We start from the raw sequence: 19,109 nt of genomic DNA on the forward strand, positions 1-19,109 counted from the left end.
ACGAATTCTAGTGCTGCGCGTAACAGTTAGGTATCAAGTGTCACGCCGGCATGAACGCTTACGCACTGACGCCGATCCCTGCCAGGTGCCGTGCAGCGTCGGTTCGGGCGAAAGCGAGGAATGCGTCGTTCTCCTCCGGATCGCCGATGGTCATCCGGACGCCCTCGGTGCCGTACTGGCGAATTAGAATCCCAGCTTCGGTACTTGCCTCGGCAAAGCCAGGGGAGAGGTCGCCGAGGGGAAGGTAGACGAAGTTCGCCGACGATTCCGGGACCGTGTAGCCGGCCTCGATCAACGAGGAGCGAACGCGCGTCCGCTCCGCGATGACGCCTTCGGTGCGAGCGAGGAGTTCGTCAGCCGCGGCCAGGGAAGCGATTGCGGCGGCCTGAGCGACGGCGCTGACCGTGAACGGCGTGTGGACTTTGCCGAGCGCGGTAATGATCTCCGGATCAGCCACCGCGTAACCCACGCGAATGCCGGCCAATCCGTACGCCTTCGAAAAGGTACGCAGAACAACCACGTTGGGGCGGCTACGGAACAGTTCGATTCCGTCAGAATCGGAGCGGGAGTACTCGTAGTACGCCTCGTCCAGAGCCACGACAATATGCGTCGGAACCGCGTCGAGGAAGCTCTCGAGTTCCGCTTTCGACAGCGCGTTACCGGTCGGGTTGTTGGGGTTGCAGATGAAGATCAGACGGGTGCGATCGGTGATCGCGGCCAACATTGCGTCGAGATCGTGGCCGAACTCTTCGGTCAACGGAACCTTCACGGAAACTGCGTGGCCGACCTGGGCGACCACCGGGTACGCCTCGAAGGAACGCCACGCGAAGATCACCTCGTCGCCCTGGTCGCACGTGATCTGAACCAATTCCTGGCACAGCGTCACCGAACCGCAGCCGGCGGCGACATTCGCGGGTTCCACGTTCAGGAACGAGGCGAGCGCCTCGATGAGGGCGACGGCGGCGTTGTCGGGGTAGCGGTTCGCGTTCGCGACAGCGTCGGCGACGGCATCGCGAACCCCGGGAAGTGGGCCGATCGTCGTTTCGTTGCTCGCCAGCTTGATGGCGCCGGGAAAATTGCGTCCGGGAACGTAGGCGGGAATCGAGGCGAGGTCAGGCCGAATACGAGGAGTCACTCCCTGATTATGCGCTGCCGGATTCGGTGCGCTCGAGCCGTCCACGTGTCAGAGTAGGAGGTATGTCGGGAATGTTCCGGGACACCGCGTATTTGCCGGGGGCCGACGGTGACGTCGCCATCGCTGTGCCGCTCACCGTGGTGGAACCTGACGGCCCGACGCGTGGTGCCATCGTCGTTCTTCACGAGGCGAGGCAGTTCGGTGAGGCGCTCCTGGAATTGATGTCAGCCCTCGCGCTCGAAGGCTGGGTGACCGTCGCACCGCATCTCTTTCATCGAGAACCCGAGCAGATGCACGGTGACATTTTCGGTGACAACCTTTTTGCCGACTTCGACGCCACCCTCGATTGGCTGATGGGGCGGGATGTCCGGGCCGACACCATCGGCGTCCTCGGCTTCGATGCCGCCGGTACCGCCGCAATGCTCGTCGCCACCAGCCGCCCGGTCGGTGCTGCGGTCAGCGTCGCTGCCCGCGGGATCGTCGACGCGCTGTCCGTCGACGCACAGGCACTCATCGAGGCCGCTGTGTCATTACAAGCTCCCTGGCTCGGTTTGTACGGCGACGACGATCCTGCAACTCCACTCGAGCACGTCAACCAACTTCGAGAGGCTACGGCCAAAGCTGACGTCGCCACCTTGGTGGTGAGCTACGCCGGCTTGGCGCATCGCGCCGACGAACCACCACAGGTCTCCGACGGTCAGGACGAGGACGACCCGAATGCGGCCGCGATCATCGACGCTCGCACCAGAATCTTCGACTGGTTCGACAGCAACCTGCGATAAGTGCCCGAATTGGGGCGCTGACCACTCGTTTTGCCTTTGGTGGTGAGACATGTGTAATCTTTCTTCCCGGCGGTCCGAAAGGATCGGAACCCCCAGGGAGGCGTGCCAGAGCGGCCGAATGGGACTCACTGCTAATGAGTTGTCCCTTTTACGAGGGACCGGAGGTTCAAATCCTCTCGCCTCCGCCACGCCGGTGATTTTGACCGGCGGGTTAGAAATGATAGAAATTACGACAGCACGACAAGCAGTACAACAGAACATGCGCCCGTAGCTCAACGGATAGAGCACCTGACTACGGATCAGGAGGTTAGGGGTTCGAATCCCTTCGGGCGCACAAACAGAACACCCCGTCACTTAGCAGTGGCGGGGTGTTTTGCGTTATGCGCTTGCGTGCATGACTGTGATCATCACCTCACCGTCCGGTGGACGCGCCCAATCGTGACTACCCACACATCGGTCGCAAATGCCCGATAATGACGCGTGCCCTCAATTGCCTCGTCGCTGTTCTGGATCGCGTTGATCGCTGCTCTCGCGCCCATCGTCGCTGGCCTGTTTCCGCGTCGGCTGGTGCCCGAAGTGGTGTTGCTGTTGGTCGCCGGAGCCGCCATCGGACCGTTCGCGCTCAATATCGCCGCGGAGAGCGACGCCATCGGAACTCTCCGGGAGCTTGGGCTGGGGATGCTCTTCCTCCTTGCCGGCTACGAGATCGACCGCAGTGAACTCAGCGGCAAGGGCGGTCGGCGGGCGCTGTACACGTGGCTGCTGTGCCTCGCTCTGGCTTTCGGCGTAGTTGCCCTGCTCGGCATCCGAAACGTGATTTCCGCCGAGGCTGCGGTCGCCATCGCGATGACGTCGACGGCTCTGGGTACGTTGCTGCCGATTCTCAAGGACAACAAACTCCTCGACACGCGTTTGGGTAAAACTGTTCTCAACCACGGCGCGGTCGGCGAACTGGGGCCCGTGGTTGCGATGGCTGTATTGCTCAGCGCGCGTGGCGCTTTCCTGTCGCTGGTAGTGCTTGCGACCTTTGCTCTGATCGCTGTGCTTGTTGCCGTTTTGCCGACAAAGCTTGTGTCGCAAGGGTCGTGGACACATCGACTCGTCCGTTCGGGTGCCGACACAACTGCGCAGACGACGGTCCGTCTGACGGTGCTGCTGCTGGTCGGTCTCGGTGTGCTGTCGGCCGTATTTTCCCTCGACGTCATTCTCGGCGCCTTTGCGGCGGGATTCATCTTGCGCCGCTTGATGCCTGAGGGTGACGAGCGGTTGGAGATCAAACTCGAGGGCATTGCTTTCGGATTCCTCATTCCGATTTTCTTCATCACGTCCGGAATGGCAATCGATGTTTCGGCAGTGGCCGCCAATCCTGTTGTCCTGCTCGCATTCCTGCTTCTTATCATTGTGGTCCGCGGTGTGCCGGTGTTCATCGCGACAAAGTTCGAGAAAATCGAACCACCTTTCAGTGCCCGCGAGAGTGCACAGGTGGCGCTGTACGGCGCTACCGGATTGCCGATGATCGTGGCCGTCACCGGGGCAGCCGTCAGTGCGGGTCAGATGTCGTCGGACAATGCGTCGATTCTGGTGGCAGCGGGTGCAATTACCGTTCTGCTCCTACCGATGTGTGCGACGCTGCTGAATCGGCCCGAGCAATCGAACAAGGTGAGCTAGAGCCCCAACTGCTCGTCGAGCCAGTCGAACATTCGCTGATCGGTGAGGCGTCGGGCCATCGGCTGACAGTGAAGGTTTGCGCCCTCGGCGGCCGTGAAGGGAACAACGGTGGTGGGTCCGCCCGACAGTTCGGCGAGGCGAGACGATTGCCCCGGCCAGAACTGCTCCCCTTCGGGATCGGTGATCATCATGGGCGTGGTGATGGAGCCTGCCACATGCTCGAGGCGGTACTTCCGGACCTCGACGAGAGTGTTGTAGTAACCCTCTGTCAGATACGGCCGGGACCGGAATCGCCACAGGCGCGCAGCATCTTTCGACGCCCTCATTCCCATGGCCATATCGCGGTCGAAAACCTCGGCTTTGCCCTCGTCCAGCAAGTTCTGCATTCCCCGCGGTATGTGCTTGAGCCACGACGCCGACACATCGACTACACCGGGATCCGCGATGGCCGCGGCGATCCGATGCTCGAACGCCAACGCCTGCGGCACCCAGTAACCGCCCTGGCTTATCCCGTACATCGCCAACTTCGACGCGTCGACGTCCGGGCGGTCGACGAGAAAATCGACGATGGGAGTGATGACCGCTTCCCAATCGTGGCGAAACGGAACATTGTGCTCGAAGAGCATGGACTGCTGGCCGGGTCCGTCGAACATCAGGACGTTGTAGCCGCGTTCCAAGGCGCCGGCGCCGCCGCTGACCCACAGTGAGCTGATGGGGCCGTCGCTGCCGTTCACCATGATGAGCGTCGGCCGACGGACCTCCCCGGGTGGACGGAAGAAATATCCCGGCATCGTGTTGTCCTCGTACGGAATTCGAACGCGTTCGACGGGTTGCGCCGTGGTGTCGACAAAACGATCCCAAGCCTGCCGGTGATGCCTGAATGTGGGTACCAGTACCGAGTCGTCGTTGAGACCGTCGACTGCATTGACTGCAACACCGAAGTACGACGCTGCACGCAGATATGCATTCGATGCACTGCGCGGGTGCCCTGCGTTCGCCGATGCTTCGGCTTGCTCGAAGATTCGGGAACCCAGATCGAACCAGGCCTCGTACCACCCCTCATGGTCTTTGTCTCCGATATCGGTAAGGGATGAGAGCACTTCTCCGGTATCGGACGCCCCGTACGTAGCGTGACCGAGGAGGATTCGCAGTTCGTAGTCGAAAGACTCGTTGCGATAAAACCCGGTGGAAAACGCCTGATGCGGGTGGGAGAACAACGACGACGCTAGGGACATTGGCACACCTTTGGTAGGTCCGTCTATTCCAGGATCGCCCGAAACCGCTGTGTCAAAACCTTTTCTATGGCCGCCACACTGCAAATCCCAGTGTGCACAGCCACAACGACATACCCAGAACCTGTGCGCGTTGAGCAATTCCCAAGCCCAGGTTACCGCCGCCGGCCAGTTCTATTCCGTTAGTTGTCAACATCCATACCGTCGCAAGGGAAGTCGCGATCAAGATGCCCAACCCAGCCGTGCGCAGTGACGGGTATTCGCGGTATCGAAAAGCGCCAACCGTAAACGCGATCATTGCGATAAAGATCGCGAAAACCGCTACGCTGCTGGTCAACGCATGAATATGGTGCAATTGCGGGAGTAGTCCGCCCGGCGCGCTCGCCTCACAACTCGCCCCGGAACACTCCAGGGGAAACGATGCGTCGGCGATCGTGGCAATGCCGAACACTGCCAGCGCTATCCATCCCGTGACGTAGAGCTTGCGCCGCGGAGTTGTGAGTAGTCCCAGCGTCGCTGCCACCAACATCAAACAGGCAGAGAGGATGTCGGCGTTGCTGAATACGTCGCGATACTTCTGATTTGCGGTATCGAGTTCACTGAGAAACGACGTCACGGGATCAAGTCCGGTTGGGAGGAAGAATTCGAGAATCCACGACGAATAGACAATTCCACCCAGTGCCAGCGCGACCGCCAAACCCCATCGCGCCCCGTTGCGTTCCTTCACACTGCGAGCTTACGGACTGGTCAAGGCGTTCTGGACGCGATCAGCCGCAGTCAATGCAATCTGGACGCGATCAGCCGCAGTCACCGGATCTTCGTGTTCCCAAATCCGGATCACCGTCCAGCCCAGTTCGCCCAGTCTCACATCGGTATCACGGTCCCGAACAACATTGGCCGCCAACTTGTCCGCCCACCACTGTGCGTTGTTCTTCGGGAATGTTGCATGCTGCGGGCAGCAGTGCCAGAAGCAACCGTCCACGAACACTGCCACTTTGCGACGCGGAAAAACCAGATCGGCTCGTCGGCGAATGCCTTTGGCGGGAGCTCGATCCACGAAATACCGCAGGCCGCGCCGGTGGAGTTCGCGTCGCAGTGCGAGCTCAGGCTTGGTGTCGCGGCGACGCTGAACGCTCATTCGAGCGCTGGTCACAGGATCTGTCGCAGGCACCGCCGTACCTAACCGTCGGAGTCTTCGCCGTCGTCCGGGTCCGACCACGTCGGCGCAAACCTGTTGCGACGCTCCACTTCACCGTGAACAACGGTCACAAAGTCGTTGAACGACAGCGTTTGGCTGTCCGTCGGTCGACCGTTGCGTGGGGGAGGTTCGTCGACGTCGAAAAACCTTACAGCGCCATCGCTTTCGTATAGGCCGATGTAGACCTTCTCGAAGAGGTCGTAGCGGGTGTCCTCGGCGCCGAGATCGACCCACGCCTTCCCTGGGACGCCGACGACGGCGCGCTTGCCGCGTCCGGAACGCTTCGACAGCGTGGTGACGTGGTGGGCAAACGAAGATTTGCCGGTGTCGCTGGTCTTGGTGGGATCGCCGTCGTCACACGTGGCATACGGTTCGAACATGACGGCAACCAACACGCTGTACGGCTGGCGCTGATGCAAAACCATTGCCTCGCCGCGCAATTCGTGATCGTTGCGGACGATGTTCTTGGTCCATCGACCCAGCTTCTTGCTGCCGGGACTGTAATCCTGGAAGTTGTACGTCTTGATCGACACGCACAGAATTAGGCCGAGGGTGGGATCGAGTGCCTTGACGTCCAAGCGCTTTCGGCCTTTGGCGACGTCGACCGTCGCTTCCTGGCCTTCGCCCGACGCGGTCGGAGTGATGTTGGGGTACAGCGGCCGCAGGGCATCGGCGACGGTTTGCGCCAACTGGTTGGACAATCGCTGGGCGTAGTTTTTCTTTTCGCCGCGATCGGCATCGGCGGCAGGTTTGTCGCCCGCGAGTTGCAGTGCGTCCCAAAGTGGTTCGTGTTCCGGTGTGGAAAACAGAGTGTCAGGCTCGGGAAACAATTCATTCATGCGACAGCCTCGGGGTATCCGCCCATCCGTTCGAGGTGACTTTCGACGTCCTCGATGAATCCGGGGATGAAGCGGAGGTTGCCCATCCGGGCGCGCTTGAGGAAGCCGGCGGTAGCCCGAGCGGACAGCAAACGTGTGTCTTCGAGGAAACCGCTCAGATCTTCGTACTCGTCCTGGACCGGCCAGGTCGAGGTATGGACGCGGAAGGCTTGACGGTTGCGGCCCCACGCGGCACTGGGCCAGGCATCGCCGGGTTCGAGGGGGGACTGGTTGCTGGCGTCGTACTGGATGGGATCGTTCAACCGACTGCCCACCCATGACGCCATCCGCACACTCACGGCATTACCGACGAGCTTCCAACGGTGACTGTGGCGCAGGCCGGGGACGTCGACCGACGGCAGCGTCCAGTCGGGATCAAAACCTTGCAGACGCTCGGCGTCGACGAGACCTGGAGTGACGATTTCACCCGAAGGCAATCGGACGGCGGGCTGGCTGGGGATTCCGATGGACGATCCGCCCTTGAGCGTCGGGACGGCGTTGACGGCCCAGCCGAGGCCGCGGGTGCCTTCAGTCCAGTAGAAACCGCATGGGAAGTCGGCGGGATCGCCGCCGAGTCGCTCACCGGCGTCCTCGCCGAAGAGGACTTCACGAGGATCCTCGGTGCGTGAGGCAATCATGATCACGCGCTGGCGACGCTGTGGCAGGCCGAATGCTCGGGCGTCGACAACCCGGTAGGCCCACGTGTAGCCGAGGTCTTCGAGGGCGTCGGTGATGTGGCGCATGGCAGCGCCCTTGCTGAGTTGCAGCATGAAGGGAACATTTTCGATGACCAGCCAGCGTGGGCCTTTTTTCCGTTTGACCAGTCGAAATACTTCGTCGACCAGGCCGGAACGGGCGCCGGTGATTCCTGCTGTCTTGCCGGCTTGGGAGAGGTCCTGGCAGGGGAAGCCTGCGGCCACCAAGTCGATGTTCGCTGGGAGCGCACGGAGTTTCGTGACATCACCGTGCAAGGGGACATCCGAGAAACGGGAGCGGAGAACCGCCTGGGCGCCGGGGTCGATTTCACACAGCAGTTCGGTGTTCCACCCATGTTCCGACAGGCCTAACTCGAGCCCGCCGATACCGGCAAACAACCCCACCATGCTTCGCGACGACGTCACAGCACCCTTCCTCACGAACCGACTGCAATTACGGTACTCGAGAAGTCCGACATCTTTTGCCAAAGGTTTCGCAATTGGCGGTTCAGCCCGCGTGAGAAGCCGAATCGGGCTGTGAATCGGCTTACATACGTGGCCGTTGTTCACTGATCGCATCGGAAAAGGTCCCGGATCCCCGGCAATAATCCGCGCCAGCAGTGCTCTGTGGGCCTTCGTCCATTACCGTGGTCGGGTGAGCATCCAACCTTCCGGTAGCGCGTCCTGGCCTGCGGTATTGACCTGGCAGGCCCACAACGCTCCGCGTATGGAGTCGGTCCGTGTGCAGTTGAACGGCAACCGCATCAAGGCGTCGGGCCGGATTATCGGGGGCGCTTGCAGCGAGCATCCCGCGTTCAGTGCGTCATATGACCTGGTCACGGACGAAGCTGGTGTCACGCGCAGGCTCTCGGTGCGTACGGCTCTGGCGGCCGGCGAGCGTCAGATGTCGATCAGTCGCGACGAAGAAGGCACCTGGATGGTGGAGAACGGCGCCCACCATCAGCGTTCGTCATTCGACGGCGCGCTTGATGTCGACGTAATCCTCAGCCCGTTCTTCAACACCCTCCCCATCCGCCGCTTCGGTTTGCAGAACAACACCGACGACGTGGAGGTTCCGGTTGTGTACGTCAACTTGCTGGATCTGCGGGTCGAAGGCGCCACCATTACCTACAGCAGTGGTACCGACGGCATCAGCGTGCTCTCGCCGGTGTCCAGTTCCACGGTGTCCGTCGACCACGACGGTTTCATCATCGACTATCCCGGCCTGGCTGCCAGAATCTAAACGGAGCTAGTTGCTCCGGCGGATTACGCCACCACGACGTCCGGCGTCGCGCATCCGATCGATCCAACCGGGTTCTCCGACGGTTATGTCGGTGATGTCCCAGCGTTCCTGCGATTCGTAGGCTCCGCGCGCGGCAAACCCGGCGTCGACGAGTTCTGCCGTCGAACCATTGTCGTGGAGGTCGATTCGCACGCGCTGCAGTAGTTCGAGTGCCTCGTCCAAGGCGATCAGCAGGGCGTCTCGGTTGCCCTCACACATCGCGCGCACCAGTCCCGGTGCACTGCCGGCCACACGGGTGCCGTCCCGGAACGATCCTGCTGCCAATCCGAGGGCGAGTTCACCGCCGGCGGCACCGGTGATCGCCAAGGTTTCGGCCAGCAGATGCGGCAGGTGCGAAATCCGTGCGACTGCCCGGTCATGTTCTAGGGACTCGGCGGGAACCACTACCGAACCGCAATCTAGAGCCAGATCCGCAACTTGCGTCCAGACGGCGGCGTCGACGCCTTCGTCTGTTGCCACGACCCAGACGGCGTCGGCGAAGAGGTCCGCATCGCCCACCGCCCAGCCTGAGGCCGAGGTTCCGGTCATGGGATGGCCGCCCACAAAACGCGTGCTCAGACCACGGCGCTCGACGGCTGCCTTCACCTCACCTTTGACGCTGACGACGTCGGTGATCGGGTTGTTCGGTGCGTGCGCTGCAATGGCTTCGAGAGTGGCGTCGACGGCTGGCATCGGGACGGCGATCACGATGATCGCGCTGGTAGCGTGCGCTTTCCGGAGAACGGCAGTCAGGTCGGTGTGGGCGTCGAAACCGTCGGCACGGGCGGCTTCAGCCGACTCGGCAGAACGGTTGTACCCCCACACCTTGCGACCCGAGCGCGCAGCGGCCCGCAGCAGCGAACCGCCGATCAAACCGAGGCCGAGAACGCAGACGGGCGGGGCGGAAACTGTCGCAGGCACTCGTTCAGGTTGACATATCCGGAGTGGAACTTCGCTACCTGGCAGGTACGGACTTCACGACCTGGCACTTGCCGGGCTACCGTTGCGCCATGGGTGCACAGCGCGCGAGTAACAAGAGCGCCTCCTCGAATCAGTCGGAGGAGTTCGAAGGCTTCGGGATGGCGGTGGTACGTGAGGAGGGAAAGTGGACGGTCAAGCCGTTGACTTCCGCAGCTTTGACGTCACTGGCGACAGCCGAAACCGAACTTCGCGAGCTTCGTAGCTCCGGTGCCGTCTTCGGTCTTCTCGACGTCGACGACGAGTTCTTCATCATTGTGCGCCCCGCGCCGGCGGGTACGCATGTGCTGATTTCCGATGCGACCGCAGCCATCGACTACGACATTGCGGCCGACGTACTCGATGCACTCAACGTCGAGATCCCCGATATCGATCCGGACGAGCTCGACAGCGTGGAACCCTGGGCCGAAGGGGACTTGTCGGTTCTATCTGATCTGGGGTTGCCGGAACCCGTCCTCGCAATTATCTCGGCCGACACCGATCTGTACCCGGACGAGCAGTTGACGATGATCGCTCAGCGACTCGGATTCGAATCCGAATTCTCGGCTGCGCTCGACAAACTTCCTCGGTAGATGTCTCTCGCTGACGATCAGCGCATGATCCGTGTGGCCATCGATGCTGCACTCGGTGCGTCGGACGCAGATGTTCCCGTGGGCGCCGTGGTCTTCGATGCCGACGGTGTCGAGGTGGCTCGCGCGGCCAATGCGCGTGAAGCGTCGTCCGACCCCACCGCGCATGCCGAGATTCTGGCTTTGCGGGCCGCCGCACGCGTCTACGGTGACGGCTGGCGTCTGGAAGGTGCGACGCTCGCCGTCACCCTCGAACCCTGCACGATGTGTGCCGGAGCTTTGGTCCTCGCTCGTGTTTCTCGCGTCGTTTTCGGCGCGTGGGAACCCAAGACCGGGGCCGTCGGGTCGCTGTGGGATGTGGTTCGTGACAGAAGATTGACCTACCGTCCGCAGGTGCGCGGCGGGGTGCTCGAGGACGAATGCGCTGGGCTTTTGGAGGATTTTTTCCGCGAGCATCGGTCCTGACACGGGTATTCCCGACGGAGATCAATTCCACATCGGGGTAGCCGGAACTGGATATCGCGGGCATGGTGGAGGCAGATGCCGTCACGGTATCGGCGAATTGCCGGAAGGTGATTTGTTCGCGTTCATTCGATGGGAGTACTCATGGGAATCGCAGACAAAGCTCAGAACAAGGCAGAAGACCTCGGGGGCAAGGCCAAGGAAGCTGCGGGCGGCGCCACCGGAAACAAAGACCTCGAAAACGAAGGCAAGGCCGACCAGGTGAAATCTGCCGTCAAAGATGCTGGTGAGAAGGTCAAGGACGCCGCTTCCAGCGTCAAGGACAAGCTGACGTAAAGCCGCGTCACCTGGCGATTTTTATTCTCGGGGACACGTCCGGTAAAGTAACCAACGGTGGCGTGTCCGAGCGGCCTAAGGAGCACGCCTCGAAAGCGTGTGACGGGTAACCCCCGTCCGAGAGTTCAAATCTCTCCGCCACCGCCAAGAGTCCCTCACCTGTTAACGCAGGTGAGGGACTTTTTTTGTGCGTTTTGTGCACCCCCTTGATGGTGCGAACGACGCTTTCGTCGCCTCAGATGTGCCGAACGTACCGTTCGCTCGAGGGTGGAGGCACTTCACAGGACTCTCCCAGCTAGGAACTCCTGACAACCGTTGAAGCTGCAACTAGCCTTGGAAGCATGAAAAAGATGTGGTGGATCGGCGGAGCTGTGGTCCTGATTCTGCTCGGCTTGCTCGTGGGGCCGTGGGCGTACGGAAAGTTTGTCGCCGAAGACGACGCCCCCGCTGCAGTGGTATCCACCCAGGGCGCAGAAGCGGCTTCCGGGTCGATCGATGGCACCTGGACGGTGGCGGCCGGTCAGGGCGACAACCAGACGGCAGCCGGGTACACGGTGCACGAGATTCTCAACGGCGCGAGTGTGACCGTGGTGGGCACCACCGGTGACGTGAGTGGCAACGCGAGAGTCGAGGGCGAAAAGCTCACTGCCGGTGAGGTGACCGTGCAGGTCGCGAGCATCAAGACGGATTCGGACCGCCGTGACGGCCAGTTCACCGGCAACGTGATGAGCACCAGCACCTATCCGACTGCGACGTTCACGATCAATTCACCCGTCGACCTGTCTTCGGTGCCGACGGACGGAACGACCGCGACGGTGACTGTGCCGGGCACATTGACGCTCAAGGGCGTGTCCAAGCCGGTGTCCGTCGATATGACGGTTCTGCATTCCGGTGACTCGTTGATCGCGTCGGGTTCGATTCCGGTTACCTGGACAGATTTCGGTGTCGAGCCCCCATCACTCGGGTTCGTCACGGTCGACGGCAGTGGCTCGGTGGATTTCCTGGTGTCACTCGCGGTGTCCTGATCAGGCCCGAGTGTGGGCTCGGAGGAGCCTCCAGGGAAGATTAAGGACATGTACTTGTTTCTGGACTGCTCGCGCGGATACGAGTGTTGTCGTGACGGGCAGCAGTTGTGATGGTCAGATGGCGGCCATTCAAATCGGGTGAAGACCCGGATCCGCGATTCACGCTCGCCAACGAACGGACGTACCTCGCCTGGATTCGTACCGCGACGGCGTTCGTGGCGTCGGGCGTCGGACTCGAGGCTTTCGGTGGCGATATTCTGCCGGCGACGGTCCGTGCTGCTTTGGCTGCCTTGCTATTGGTCGGCGGCGCACTGATTGCGATTACGTCGTTCATTCACTGGATCAGTGCGGAACGCGCGTTGCGGGCGGACCGTTCGCTACCGGTTCCGTTGATGGCGCCGGTGGTGGGCATCGTTCTGGTGATCTGCGCGACGGTCCTGGTGATCGAGGTTGTGAGCTGACGTGACGTCGGTCCGGTCTGAAGACGCACCGAAGCCTCCGGACAAGGGCTTGCAGTCCGAACGTACGTCGCTTTCGTTCGTTCGGACGAGTCTGTCAATTCTCGGTTTGGCGGCGGCGTGTTTGCGATGGATGCCGCCGTTCGGGGCGGTGGCGTTGATCGGCCCCGCGCTCGCCGCGCTGCTGATCGTAGGAGTGACTATTCACGAACGTCGTTCGAGGCCGGCGCGATTGGCGCTGTTCGCGACAGAAAAGGCCGCGCCCGCACTGGGTATGGGGGCCGTACTTGCGGTGAGCCTGCTTCTCCTCAGTGCTTCGGGGCTGTGGATTTTGCTGAAGTAAGTTCGGATTTCGGCGCCCAGCCGGGCGGGCCGAAGGTGTAACCGAGTTTGTCTCGCCAGGTTGAAGCGCTGCGCCAATCGCGGGCGATGGCAGCGTATTCGAGGGTCTGCAGTTTCCAGATGTTGTACGTTCCGACCGGCGTCGTGAGTCCGTAGGTGGGCCTGTGGGTTTCAGGTTCGAAGGTGCCGAACATGCGGTCCCAGATGATCAGGATTCCGGCGTAGTTGCGGTCCAGATATTCGGCATCGGACCCGTGATGGACGCGATGATGTGACGGTGTGTTGAAGATGAATTCGACAGGCCGCCAGAGTTTTCCAACTCTTTCCGTATGTACGAAGAACTGATAGATCAGGCTGACCGAGACTCCGGCGAAGATCATCCACGGCGGCATTCCGAGAAATGCCAACGGAAGCCACATGATGATTTGGACGCTTTGGTTCCACTTTTGTCGAAGTGCCGTGCTGAAGTTGAAGTATTCGCTCGAATGGTGTGCTTGATGAGTTGCCCAGATAACCCGAACTCGGTGTGCCATACGGTGATACGTGTAGTAGAGGACATCGATTCCGAGTAGGAGAATTACCCAGGTGTACCAGGCGGTCGGCGGCAGATGCCACGGCGCGACGTACACCCAGGCCGCGGCGTAGCCGATCAGTGCGAGTACTTGCCAGAAGGCGCTTGTTGCCAGGGAGACCACCCCGAGCAGGATGCTGGTTCGGGCGTCGACCAGGTGGTAACCGCCCACTGCGGGTCGTGCTCGACCGTCCGCGTCGTCAGGCTGATTTTCGAGTGTTCGCGCTGCGATCCATTCGATCACCAGGAAGAGGACAAACGCGGGGATGGCCAGCGTTACCGGATCATGAAGCGGTTCGAGTAACGCCTTCCAGGATTGGAGAAGGGTCTCCCACATGCACTTTGTCCTGTTCTCTCCATTGAGTCGTTACATCATGCACCAGGGATGTAACTACAGGGAAGGGAATGGCTCTTGTGCTTTCACCTTGCTTCTTTCCATAGTGGAATGGTAGGAATTCTCGGTGCACATCACCGCAAAGGTCGACTACGCCGTGCGGACTTTGGCGGAACTCGCGGCAGTCGGCCCAGGCCCGGCCAAAGCTGAGTTTCTCGCCACGTCACAGGTGATTCCCCACAAGTTTCTCGAGGCCGTGCTGTCGGATCTCCGCCGCGGCGGACTGGTCAGCAGCAAGCGCGGACCGGAGGGTGGGTACTGGCTTGCCCGGCCGGCCTCGGAGATCACCATTGCTGACGTCATCCGCGCGGTTGAGGGGCCGTTGGCGTCGATCCGCGGTCAACGGCCGGAGGATGTCGACTACAGCGGACCGGCGACGCCCCTCAAAGAAGTGTGGATCGCTGTTCGGGTGAACCTCCGCGCGGTACTCGAAAACGTCACGATTGCGGACGTCGCAGTCGACGGACTGCCGGAATTCGTTCATGAGTTGACGGCGGATCCCGGGGCCTGGAAGCGGCGCTGACGTTTGTTGCAGAAGCGGCGCTGACGTTTGTTGCAGAAGCGGCGCTGACGTTTGTTGCAGAAGCGGCGCTGACGTTTGTTGCAGAAGCGGCGCTGATCGCTACTCGGTTCGATTGAACCGCGTCATGTCGAGTGGGGCTGTGTTTGCAGAGTTTCCGCCCGCCGACTTTGCTTGGTACATCAGATGATCCGCATGCACGATTGCGCGTGAGAAGGCGTTGTAGTCGAACTGTTCCAACTGCGGAATGAACGGCATTGTGGCGGCGCCGACGCTGACGGTCGCAAGGGGAGCGTCGGTGGGTTCGATGGCGGCGCGGGGGAGCGCCGCGATGCGTTTGCGCAATCCGTAGGGCGTTCCGATCATGACGATCGTGAATTCCTCTCCACCGGTGCGCGCGACGTAGCCGAAACCGTTGACGTGTTGTTGAAGCCGGTTGGCGGTTCTGATGATGACGGTGTCACCGACTTCGTGGCCGTAGGCGTCGTTGACGGCTTTGAATTTGTCGATGTCAACGACCGCGACAGCGATGTCGGCTCGGTTGGCGTGGGCGATCGACCAGACGCGTTCCGACATGTCCCACATTCCGCGACGGTTGAGGAGTCCGGTCAGTGCGTCGATTTTCGAGCCCGTCGCGCGGGCCAGGAGTTGGCGCCAGGCGAACTGAATGGTGGCTGGAATGAAGATGACGGCGCACAGTACGACGTCGGTGCGCGCGATGATGCCGGCAGTGGTCGACGTTCCGTCGGCTATGGCGAGGATCGCGAGGGAAATGATGAAGGTGCAGGAAAAGGCCAGGTGGAAGGCAAGCCATCGAAAGTTGAGAAAGTAGGTGAAGTAGGCGCCGGTGGCGACGAAGAGCGCGGTGGCGAAGAGTGCTGCATCGTGGTTGGTGAACGTGATGATGACGGACGCTGTCCCCAGATCCGCCCAGATTCCGAAGAGTTTGGTCGCTCGCGGTCCGCGAACCTTCCCCAGGAACCATGCAGCGGTGGGGAAGAGGTTGGCCGTCGCGAAGGCGATGAGCCAAGCACGAGCAAAGGGTCCGTCGGGGCCTTCGCCGCTGATCAGGAACAGATACGCGACGATGGAAAAGTTGAGCGAGCAGAACCCGATGGTGATGTTGACGAGTCTCAGCACCGATCCGGGACTGTTCTTCGTCCCCCACAGCATGGCCGAGGACGGCACCGGCCAGGTGTGTAGGAGTGAATCCATGGAGTTCCTTAGCGGTTCAAGGTAGCGATTCGACGCTGGGTAGCCGGTTGGTTAATCAACGGCAACCATATTGCGTAATTGTCTGGCGTGGGTGTGGGTTTGTCGAGAGCGTGCAATTTTTATCGACAGATGTGACCGGCATTACAGCTGTCGTGCGGGTGTGCTCTAATCCACAATTTTGCAGTGCTCTGCAAAGTTGCAGATGTCTGCAAGTTCGGTAGCGTGGGCGGAGTGATATTCGAGCCAGGCCTTCGTGACCGCAAGAAGGCAGCAACCCGTTCCGCGCTCAGCGATGCCGCGGCGCGGCTTGCTCGGGCACTCGGAATCGAATGCGTCACTGCCGACGCGATCGCGTCCGAAGCGGGGGTGTCGACGAGGACTTTCCACAACTACTTCTCCAGCAAGGAGGAGGCAGTACTCGCGCACTTCGAAGAATCTGTCCACGAGTGGCTTGAGATGCTCGCGGCGCGGCCGGCAGACGAGCCGATTCTCGATTCGCTCGAGGCCTTGCTGATCGGGATCGTGAACGACCCCAGTAGGGCTCTCGAAGAGTCCGCCAAAGTGGGCGTCCTAATGGATGGCAGTCCCGCGTTGTATCGCAAGGCCGCTGAAATGCACCAACGGATCGGCCGGGAAGTCGCCCAGGCATTGGCGGACCGCACCGGTACCGATGTCGACCGGGATCTCTATCCGACCCTCCTTCTCGCGGCGGTGGGCGGGGCATGTAAATCGGCGATCGACGTCTGGACCGGAGGGAAGTCGGAGGCTTCCGGCCCAGAGGAACTCGTTCGTGACGCCTTTCGTCAGATTCGGGCGGGGCTCCCGGCTCCGCCACCACGTTCCTGACGCGAATTTTCGGGTCACACATCACATCTGTCCACGTACACGCACCGAAACAGCAAGGAGCCCGTCGTGGCCACCTATCTCTATCGGATCGGCAAGTTCGCCTATCGGCGAAAAGGTGCGGTCCTCAGCCTCTGGTTGATCATTCTTGTTCTCATGGGCGTCGGGGCGGCCACCCTGTCCGGTCCCACCAAGGACTCGTTCAACATTCCGGGTACTCCCGCGCAGCAAGCCCAGGACTTGATGGCGGAGCGTTTTCCCGATGCTGCCAATCCGATGGATTCGTTGACTGCGCGATATGTAGCCCAAGCCCCCGCAGGTACGACGCTGTCCGATCCGGAAAACGTCAAGGCCATGGATGCCATGCTCGAGAAGGTCCGCGGCATCGACAAGGTTACGGACGCTGCCAAGGTCGATCCGGCAACAGCGTCGCCGCAGGAAGCAGCAGGCGCGTTGGTCAATCCGGTTGCCGCCAACGATTCAATGGTCGCGATGTTCAAGGAAAAGGCTGCGGCTACAGGTGCTTCCGAAGAACAGGCGCTTGCCGACGCCGCTGCATTGTCGCCGCTCAGCCAGGACGGCACGGTCGGATACATCGAAGTCCCGTTCGTCGGCACCATGACCGATGTGGACGATGCGCTGACCGAGTCGATCAACGCCGCTGCCGACGCGGGACGCGCTGCTGGACTCAACGTCCAGATCAGTGGTTCGGCCGCGCAGGTAGCGGAAATGCCCGGTGGCCTCGCTGAGCTGATGGGTATCGCAGTTGCTGCGGTCGTTCTCGCCCTCACATTCGGTTCGCTTGTAGCAGCAGGTCTTCCGCTGATCACTGCCATCATCGGCATCATGATCGGCAGCCTCGGCATCACCGTCGCTACGGGCTTCATGGATCTCGGTTCCATGACCCCGACGCTGGCGGTCATGATCGGACTGGCGGTGGCAATCGACTACTCGCTGTTCATCATGTCGCGGTTCAAACATGAACTCACGCTTACCGACGACCGTTCCGAGGCGGCCGGTCGCGCCGTGGGAACGGCCGGTTCCGCAGTCGTATTCGCCGGTCTGACAGTCATCATCGCGCTTGTCGCGCTGCGGGTTGTCGGTATCCCGTTCCTCTCGGATATGGGTGCGGCAGCAGCATTTACGGTACTGATCGCAGTTCTCATCGCCTTGACGTTGCTGCCCGCGATCCTGGGCATGTTCGGCAAGAAGGCTTTTGCGGGCAAGATTCCGTTCCTCGGAAACAAGGCTCAGGGCGCCGAAAGCTCGAACAAACCCAACTTTGCTCTTCGCTACATCAACGCCATCGTCCGTCGCCCACTGGTTCCGTTGATCGGCGGTGTCGTCCTGTTGGGTGCATTGGCTTTGCCTGCAACGGGATTGAATCTGGCACTGCCGTCCGAGGCGACCGGTGACCCGGCCACAAGTTCACGTCAGGCATACGACCTGATCAACGACGGCTTCGGCGACGGTCGGAACGGTCCGCTCCTCGCCGTCATCGATGCGAAGGACGCGAACATCCCAGCCGGACAGGCGTTCGAGAAGGTCATCACGACCATCTCGGGCCTGGACGACGTATCGAACGCACAGATCGTCAAGGTCAATCCGGCTGGCAACACTGCGCAGGCTCTCATCACCCCGAAGAGTGGTCCAACCGATCCGGCGACGATGGATCTGGTGAGCAACATCCGCGGTGCTGAAGGGGCGCTGCATGATTCGATCGGCGTCAGCTACGGCATCACCGGCCAGACGGCTCTCGAAGGCGATATCTCGGAAACACTTCAGAGTGCACTGGTTCCGTACCTCGCGGTAGTCGTCGGGTTGGCATTCATCCTGTTGCTCTTGGTGTTCCGCTCGATCCTGGTGCCCTTGACCGCAACCCTGGGCTTCCTGCTCAGTGTGCTGGCGACATTCGGGGCCACCGTCGGAATCTTCCAGCACGGCTGGTTCGGCATCGTTGCGAACCCACAACCGCTTGTGAGTTTCATGCCGATCTTCCTGATCGGTGTGGTGTTCGGGCTCGCGATGGACTACCAGGTGTTCCTCGTGACGCGAATGCGTGAGGAGTACGTCCATGGAGCCACCGCCAAGCAGGCTGTGACCGTCGGCTTCAACCACGGTGCCCGAGTCGTCAGTGCTGCCGCGGTCATCATGATGTCCGTGTTCGGTGCCTTCATGGCTGAGCCGAACTCGTTCATCAAGTCGATCGGGTTCGCGCTCGCGGCGGCAGTCTTCTTCGACGCTTTCATCGTGCGCATGGTGATCATCCCGTCCGTCATGGCGCTCCTCGGTGACAAGGCGTGGTGGCTGCCGAAGTGGCTCGACAAGATTCTGCCGAACATCGACATCGAGGGCGAGAAGCTCAACCAAGCCCTCCGCGAAGAGAAGGAAGCGGAACTAGCCGCAACATCTGCCTAACTGCTGTGCGCCTTTATTAACCTCCGGGGGTTAATAAAGGCGCACAGCACTTTTTCTGCTGAGTCGAATATTCGGGGGCAGTTGTCGGTGACGCTTGGTAACCTTCGC

Annotated in this window: 21 protein-coding genes and 3 tRNA genes; 15 read left to right on the forward strand and 9 right to left on the reverse strand. The window is 61.2% G+C overall.

Going from position 1 to position 19,109, the window contains the following annotated elements; translation table 11 throughout:
• Nucleotides 1-58: 58 nt before the first annotated feature.
• Nucleotides 59-1,135 carry a histidinol-phosphate transaminase gene (gene hisC / locus MTX36_RS13425; protein WP_243620223.1) on the reverse strand — a complete coding sequence of 359 codons (1,077 nt, stop codon included), beginning with the start codon at nt 1,133-1,135 and terminating at the stop codon, nt 59-61.
• A gap of 62 nt (nt 1,136-1,197) precedes the next feature.
• Here hisC and MTX36_RS13430 point away from each other — a divergent pair, with 62 nt between their 5' ends.
• From MTX36_RS13430 to MTX36_RS13445, 4 genes are all read left to right on the forward strand, one after another.
• A complete protein-coding gene (locus MTX36_RS13430) occupies nt 1,198-1,917 on the forward strand; it encodes a dienelactone hydrolase family protein (protein WP_243620224.1) in 720 nt (239 codons plus the stop codon).
• 96 nt (nt 1,918-2,013) lie between these two features.
• Nucleotides 2,014-2,105: transfer RNA gene (locus tag MTX36_RS13435), tRNA-Ser, on the forward strand.
• 73 nt (nt 2,106-2,178) lie between these two features.
• A tRNA-Arg gene (locus MTX36_RS13440) sits at nt 2,179-2,251 on the forward strand.
• Between the two features lie 146 nt (nt 2,252-2,397).
• Entirely contained in the window at nt 2,398-3,585 is a 1,188-nt protein-coding gene (locus MTX36_RS13445; RefSeq protein WP_243620225.1) for a cation:proton antiporter, read from the forward strand.
• On the opposite strand, the gene MTX36_RS13450 is transcribed toward MTX36_RS13445, so the two are convergent.
• From MTX36_RS13450 to MTX36_RS13470, 5 genes are all read right to left on the reverse strand, one after another.
• On the reverse strand, nt 3,582-4,820 hold the full coding sequence (locus MTX36_RS13450; RefSeq protein ID WP_243620226.1) for a S9 family peptidase: 1,239 nt from the start codon (nt 4,818-4,820) through the stop codon (nt 3,582-3,584). The genes MTX36_RS13445 and MTX36_RS13450 overlap by 4 nt on opposite strands.
• Nucleotides 4,821-4,884: 64 nt before the next feature.
• A complete protein-coding gene (locus MTX36_RS13455) occupies nt 4,885-5,544 on the reverse strand; it encodes a DUF998 domain-containing protein (RefSeq protein WP_243620227.1) in 660 nt (219 codons plus the stop codon).
• 9 nt (nt 5,545-5,553) lie between these two features.
• Nucleotides 5,554-5,988: a very short patch repair endonuclease gene (locus tag MTX36_RS13460; RefSeq protein ID WP_243620228.1), complete on the reverse strand. Its 435-nt coding sequence runs from the start codon at nt 5,986-5,988 to the stop codon at nt 5,554-5,556.
• A gap of 8 nt (nt 5,989-5,996) precedes the next feature.
• A complete protein-coding gene (locus tag MTX36_RS13465) occupies nt 5,997-6,854 on the reverse strand; it encodes a hypothetical protein (RefSeq protein WP_243620229.1) in 858 nt (285 codons plus the stop codon).
• Nucleotides 6,851-7,996 (reverse strand): DNA cytosine methyltransferase, encoded by a 1,146-nt coding sequence (locus MTX36_RS13470; RefSeq protein WP_243620298.1) that lies wholly within the window; start codon nt 7,994-7,996, stop codon nt 6,851-6,853. The genes MTX36_RS13465 and MTX36_RS13470 overlap by 4 nt, the downstream gene beginning before the upstream one ends.
• 247 nt (nt 7,997-8,243) lie before the next feature.
• On the opposite strand from MTX36_RS13470, the gene MTX36_RS13475 reads away from it, so the two are divergent.
• Nucleotides 8,244-8,831 carry a putative glycolipid-binding domain-containing protein gene (locus MTX36_RS13475; protein WP_094270799.1) on the forward strand — a complete coding sequence of 196 codons (588 nt, stop codon included), beginning with the start codon at nt 8,244-8,246 and terminating at the stop codon, nt 8,829-8,831.
• Between the two features lie 6 nt (nt 8,832-8,837).
• Here MTX36_RS13475 and MTX36_RS13480 read toward each other — a convergent pair whose 3' ends face one another.
• Entirely contained in the window at nt 8,838-9,809 is a 972-nt protein-coding gene (locus MTX36_RS13480) for a prephenate dehydrogenase (RefSeq protein ID WP_243620299.1), read from the reverse strand.
• Nucleotides 9,810-9,880: 71 nt separating this feature from the next.
• Here MTX36_RS13480 and MTX36_RS13485 point away from each other — a divergent pair, with 71 nt between their 5' ends.
• The 7 genes from MTX36_RS13485 to MTX36_RS13515 all read left to right on the forward strand — a co-directional run bounded on the left by MTX36_RS13485 (nt 9,881) and on the right by MTX36_RS13515 (nt 13,041).
• Nucleotides 9,881-10,420, forward strand: coding sequence for a tRNA adenosine deaminase-associated protein (locus MTX36_RS13485; RefSeq protein WP_243620230.1), 540 nt, complete (start codon nt 9,881-9,883; stop codon nt 10,418-10,420).
• Nucleotides 10,421-10,882 carry a nucleoside deaminase gene (locus MTX36_RS13490; protein WP_094270801.1) on the forward strand — a complete coding sequence of 154 codons (462 nt, stop codon included), beginning with the start codon at nt 10,421-10,423 and terminating at the stop codon, nt 10,880-10,882.
• 141 nt (nt 10,883-11,023) lie between these two features.
• A complete protein-coding gene (locus MTX36_RS13495; RefSeq protein ID WP_243620231.1) occupies nt 11,024-11,215 on the forward strand; it encodes a CsbD family protein in 192 nt (63 codons plus the stop codon).
• A gap of 56 nt (nt 11,216-11,271) precedes the next feature.
• A tRNA-Ser gene (locus MTX36_RS13500) sits at nt 11,272-11,362 on the forward strand.
• A 194-nt stretch (nt 11,363-11,556) separates the two neighbouring features.
• Nucleotides 11,557-12,240 (forward strand): YceI family protein, encoded by a 684-nt coding sequence (locus MTX36_RS13505; RefSeq protein WP_243620232.1) that lies wholly within the window; start codon nt 11,557-11,559, stop codon nt 12,238-12,240.
• A gap of 110 nt (nt 12,241-12,350) precedes the next feature.
• Nucleotides 12,351-12,701: a YidH family protein gene (locus tag MTX36_RS13510; RefSeq protein WP_243620233.1), complete on the forward strand. Its 351-nt coding sequence runs from the start codon at nt 12,351-12,353 to the stop codon at nt 12,699-12,701.
• 1 nt (nt 12,702) lies between these two features.
• Nucleotides 12,703-13,041, forward strand: coding sequence for a DUF202 domain-containing protein (locus tag MTX36_RS13515; protein ID WP_243620234.1), 339 nt, complete (start codon nt 12,703-12,705; stop codon nt 13,039-13,041).
• On the opposite strand, the gene MTX36_RS13520 is transcribed toward MTX36_RS13515, so the two are convergent.
• Nucleotides 13,007-13,948, reverse strand: a complete 942-nt coding sequence (locus tag MTX36_RS13520) for a sterol desaturase family protein (RefSeq protein WP_243620235.1) — start codon at nt 13,946-13,948, stop codon at nt 13,007-13,009. The two genes, MTX36_RS13515 and MTX36_RS13520, sit on opposite strands and share 35 nt — an antisense overlap.
• A 124-nt stretch (nt 13,949-14,072) precedes the next feature.
• On the opposite strand from MTX36_RS13520, the gene MTX36_RS13525 reads away from it, so the two are divergent.
• Entirely contained in the window at nt 14,073-14,528 is a 456-nt protein-coding gene (locus MTX36_RS13525; RefSeq protein ID WP_243620236.1) for an Rrf2 family transcriptional regulator, read from the forward strand.
• A 99-nt stretch (nt 14,529-14,627) separates the two neighbouring features.
• On the opposite strand, the gene MTX36_RS13530 is transcribed toward MTX36_RS13525, so the two are convergent.
• On the reverse strand, nt 14,628-15,740 hold the full coding sequence (locus MTX36_RS13530; RefSeq protein ID WP_243620237.1) for a GGDEF domain-containing protein: 1,113 nt from the start codon (nt 15,738-15,740) through the stop codon (nt 14,628-14,630).
• Between the two features lie 231 nt (nt 15,741-15,971).
• Between MTX36_RS13530 and MTX36_RS13535 the strand changes: the two genes are divergently transcribed.
• Entirely contained in the window at nt 15,972-16,586 is a 615-nt protein-coding gene (locus tag MTX36_RS13535; RefSeq protein WP_243620301.1) for a TetR/AcrR family transcriptional regulator, read from the forward strand.
• A gap of 66 nt (nt 16,587-16,652) precedes the next feature.
• Nucleotides 16,653-19,001: an MMPL family transporter gene (locus MTX36_RS13540; protein ID WP_243620238.1), complete on the forward strand. Its 2,349-nt coding sequence runs from the start codon at nt 16,653-16,655 to the stop codon at nt 18,999-19,001.
• Nucleotides 19,002-19,109 lie beyond the last annotated feature (108 nt).

Source organism: Rhodococcus sp. ARC_M6 (genome assembly GCF_022810305.1).
GTDB lineage: Bacteria > Actinomycetota > Actinomycetes > Mycobacteriales > Mycobacteriaceae > Rhodococcus_F.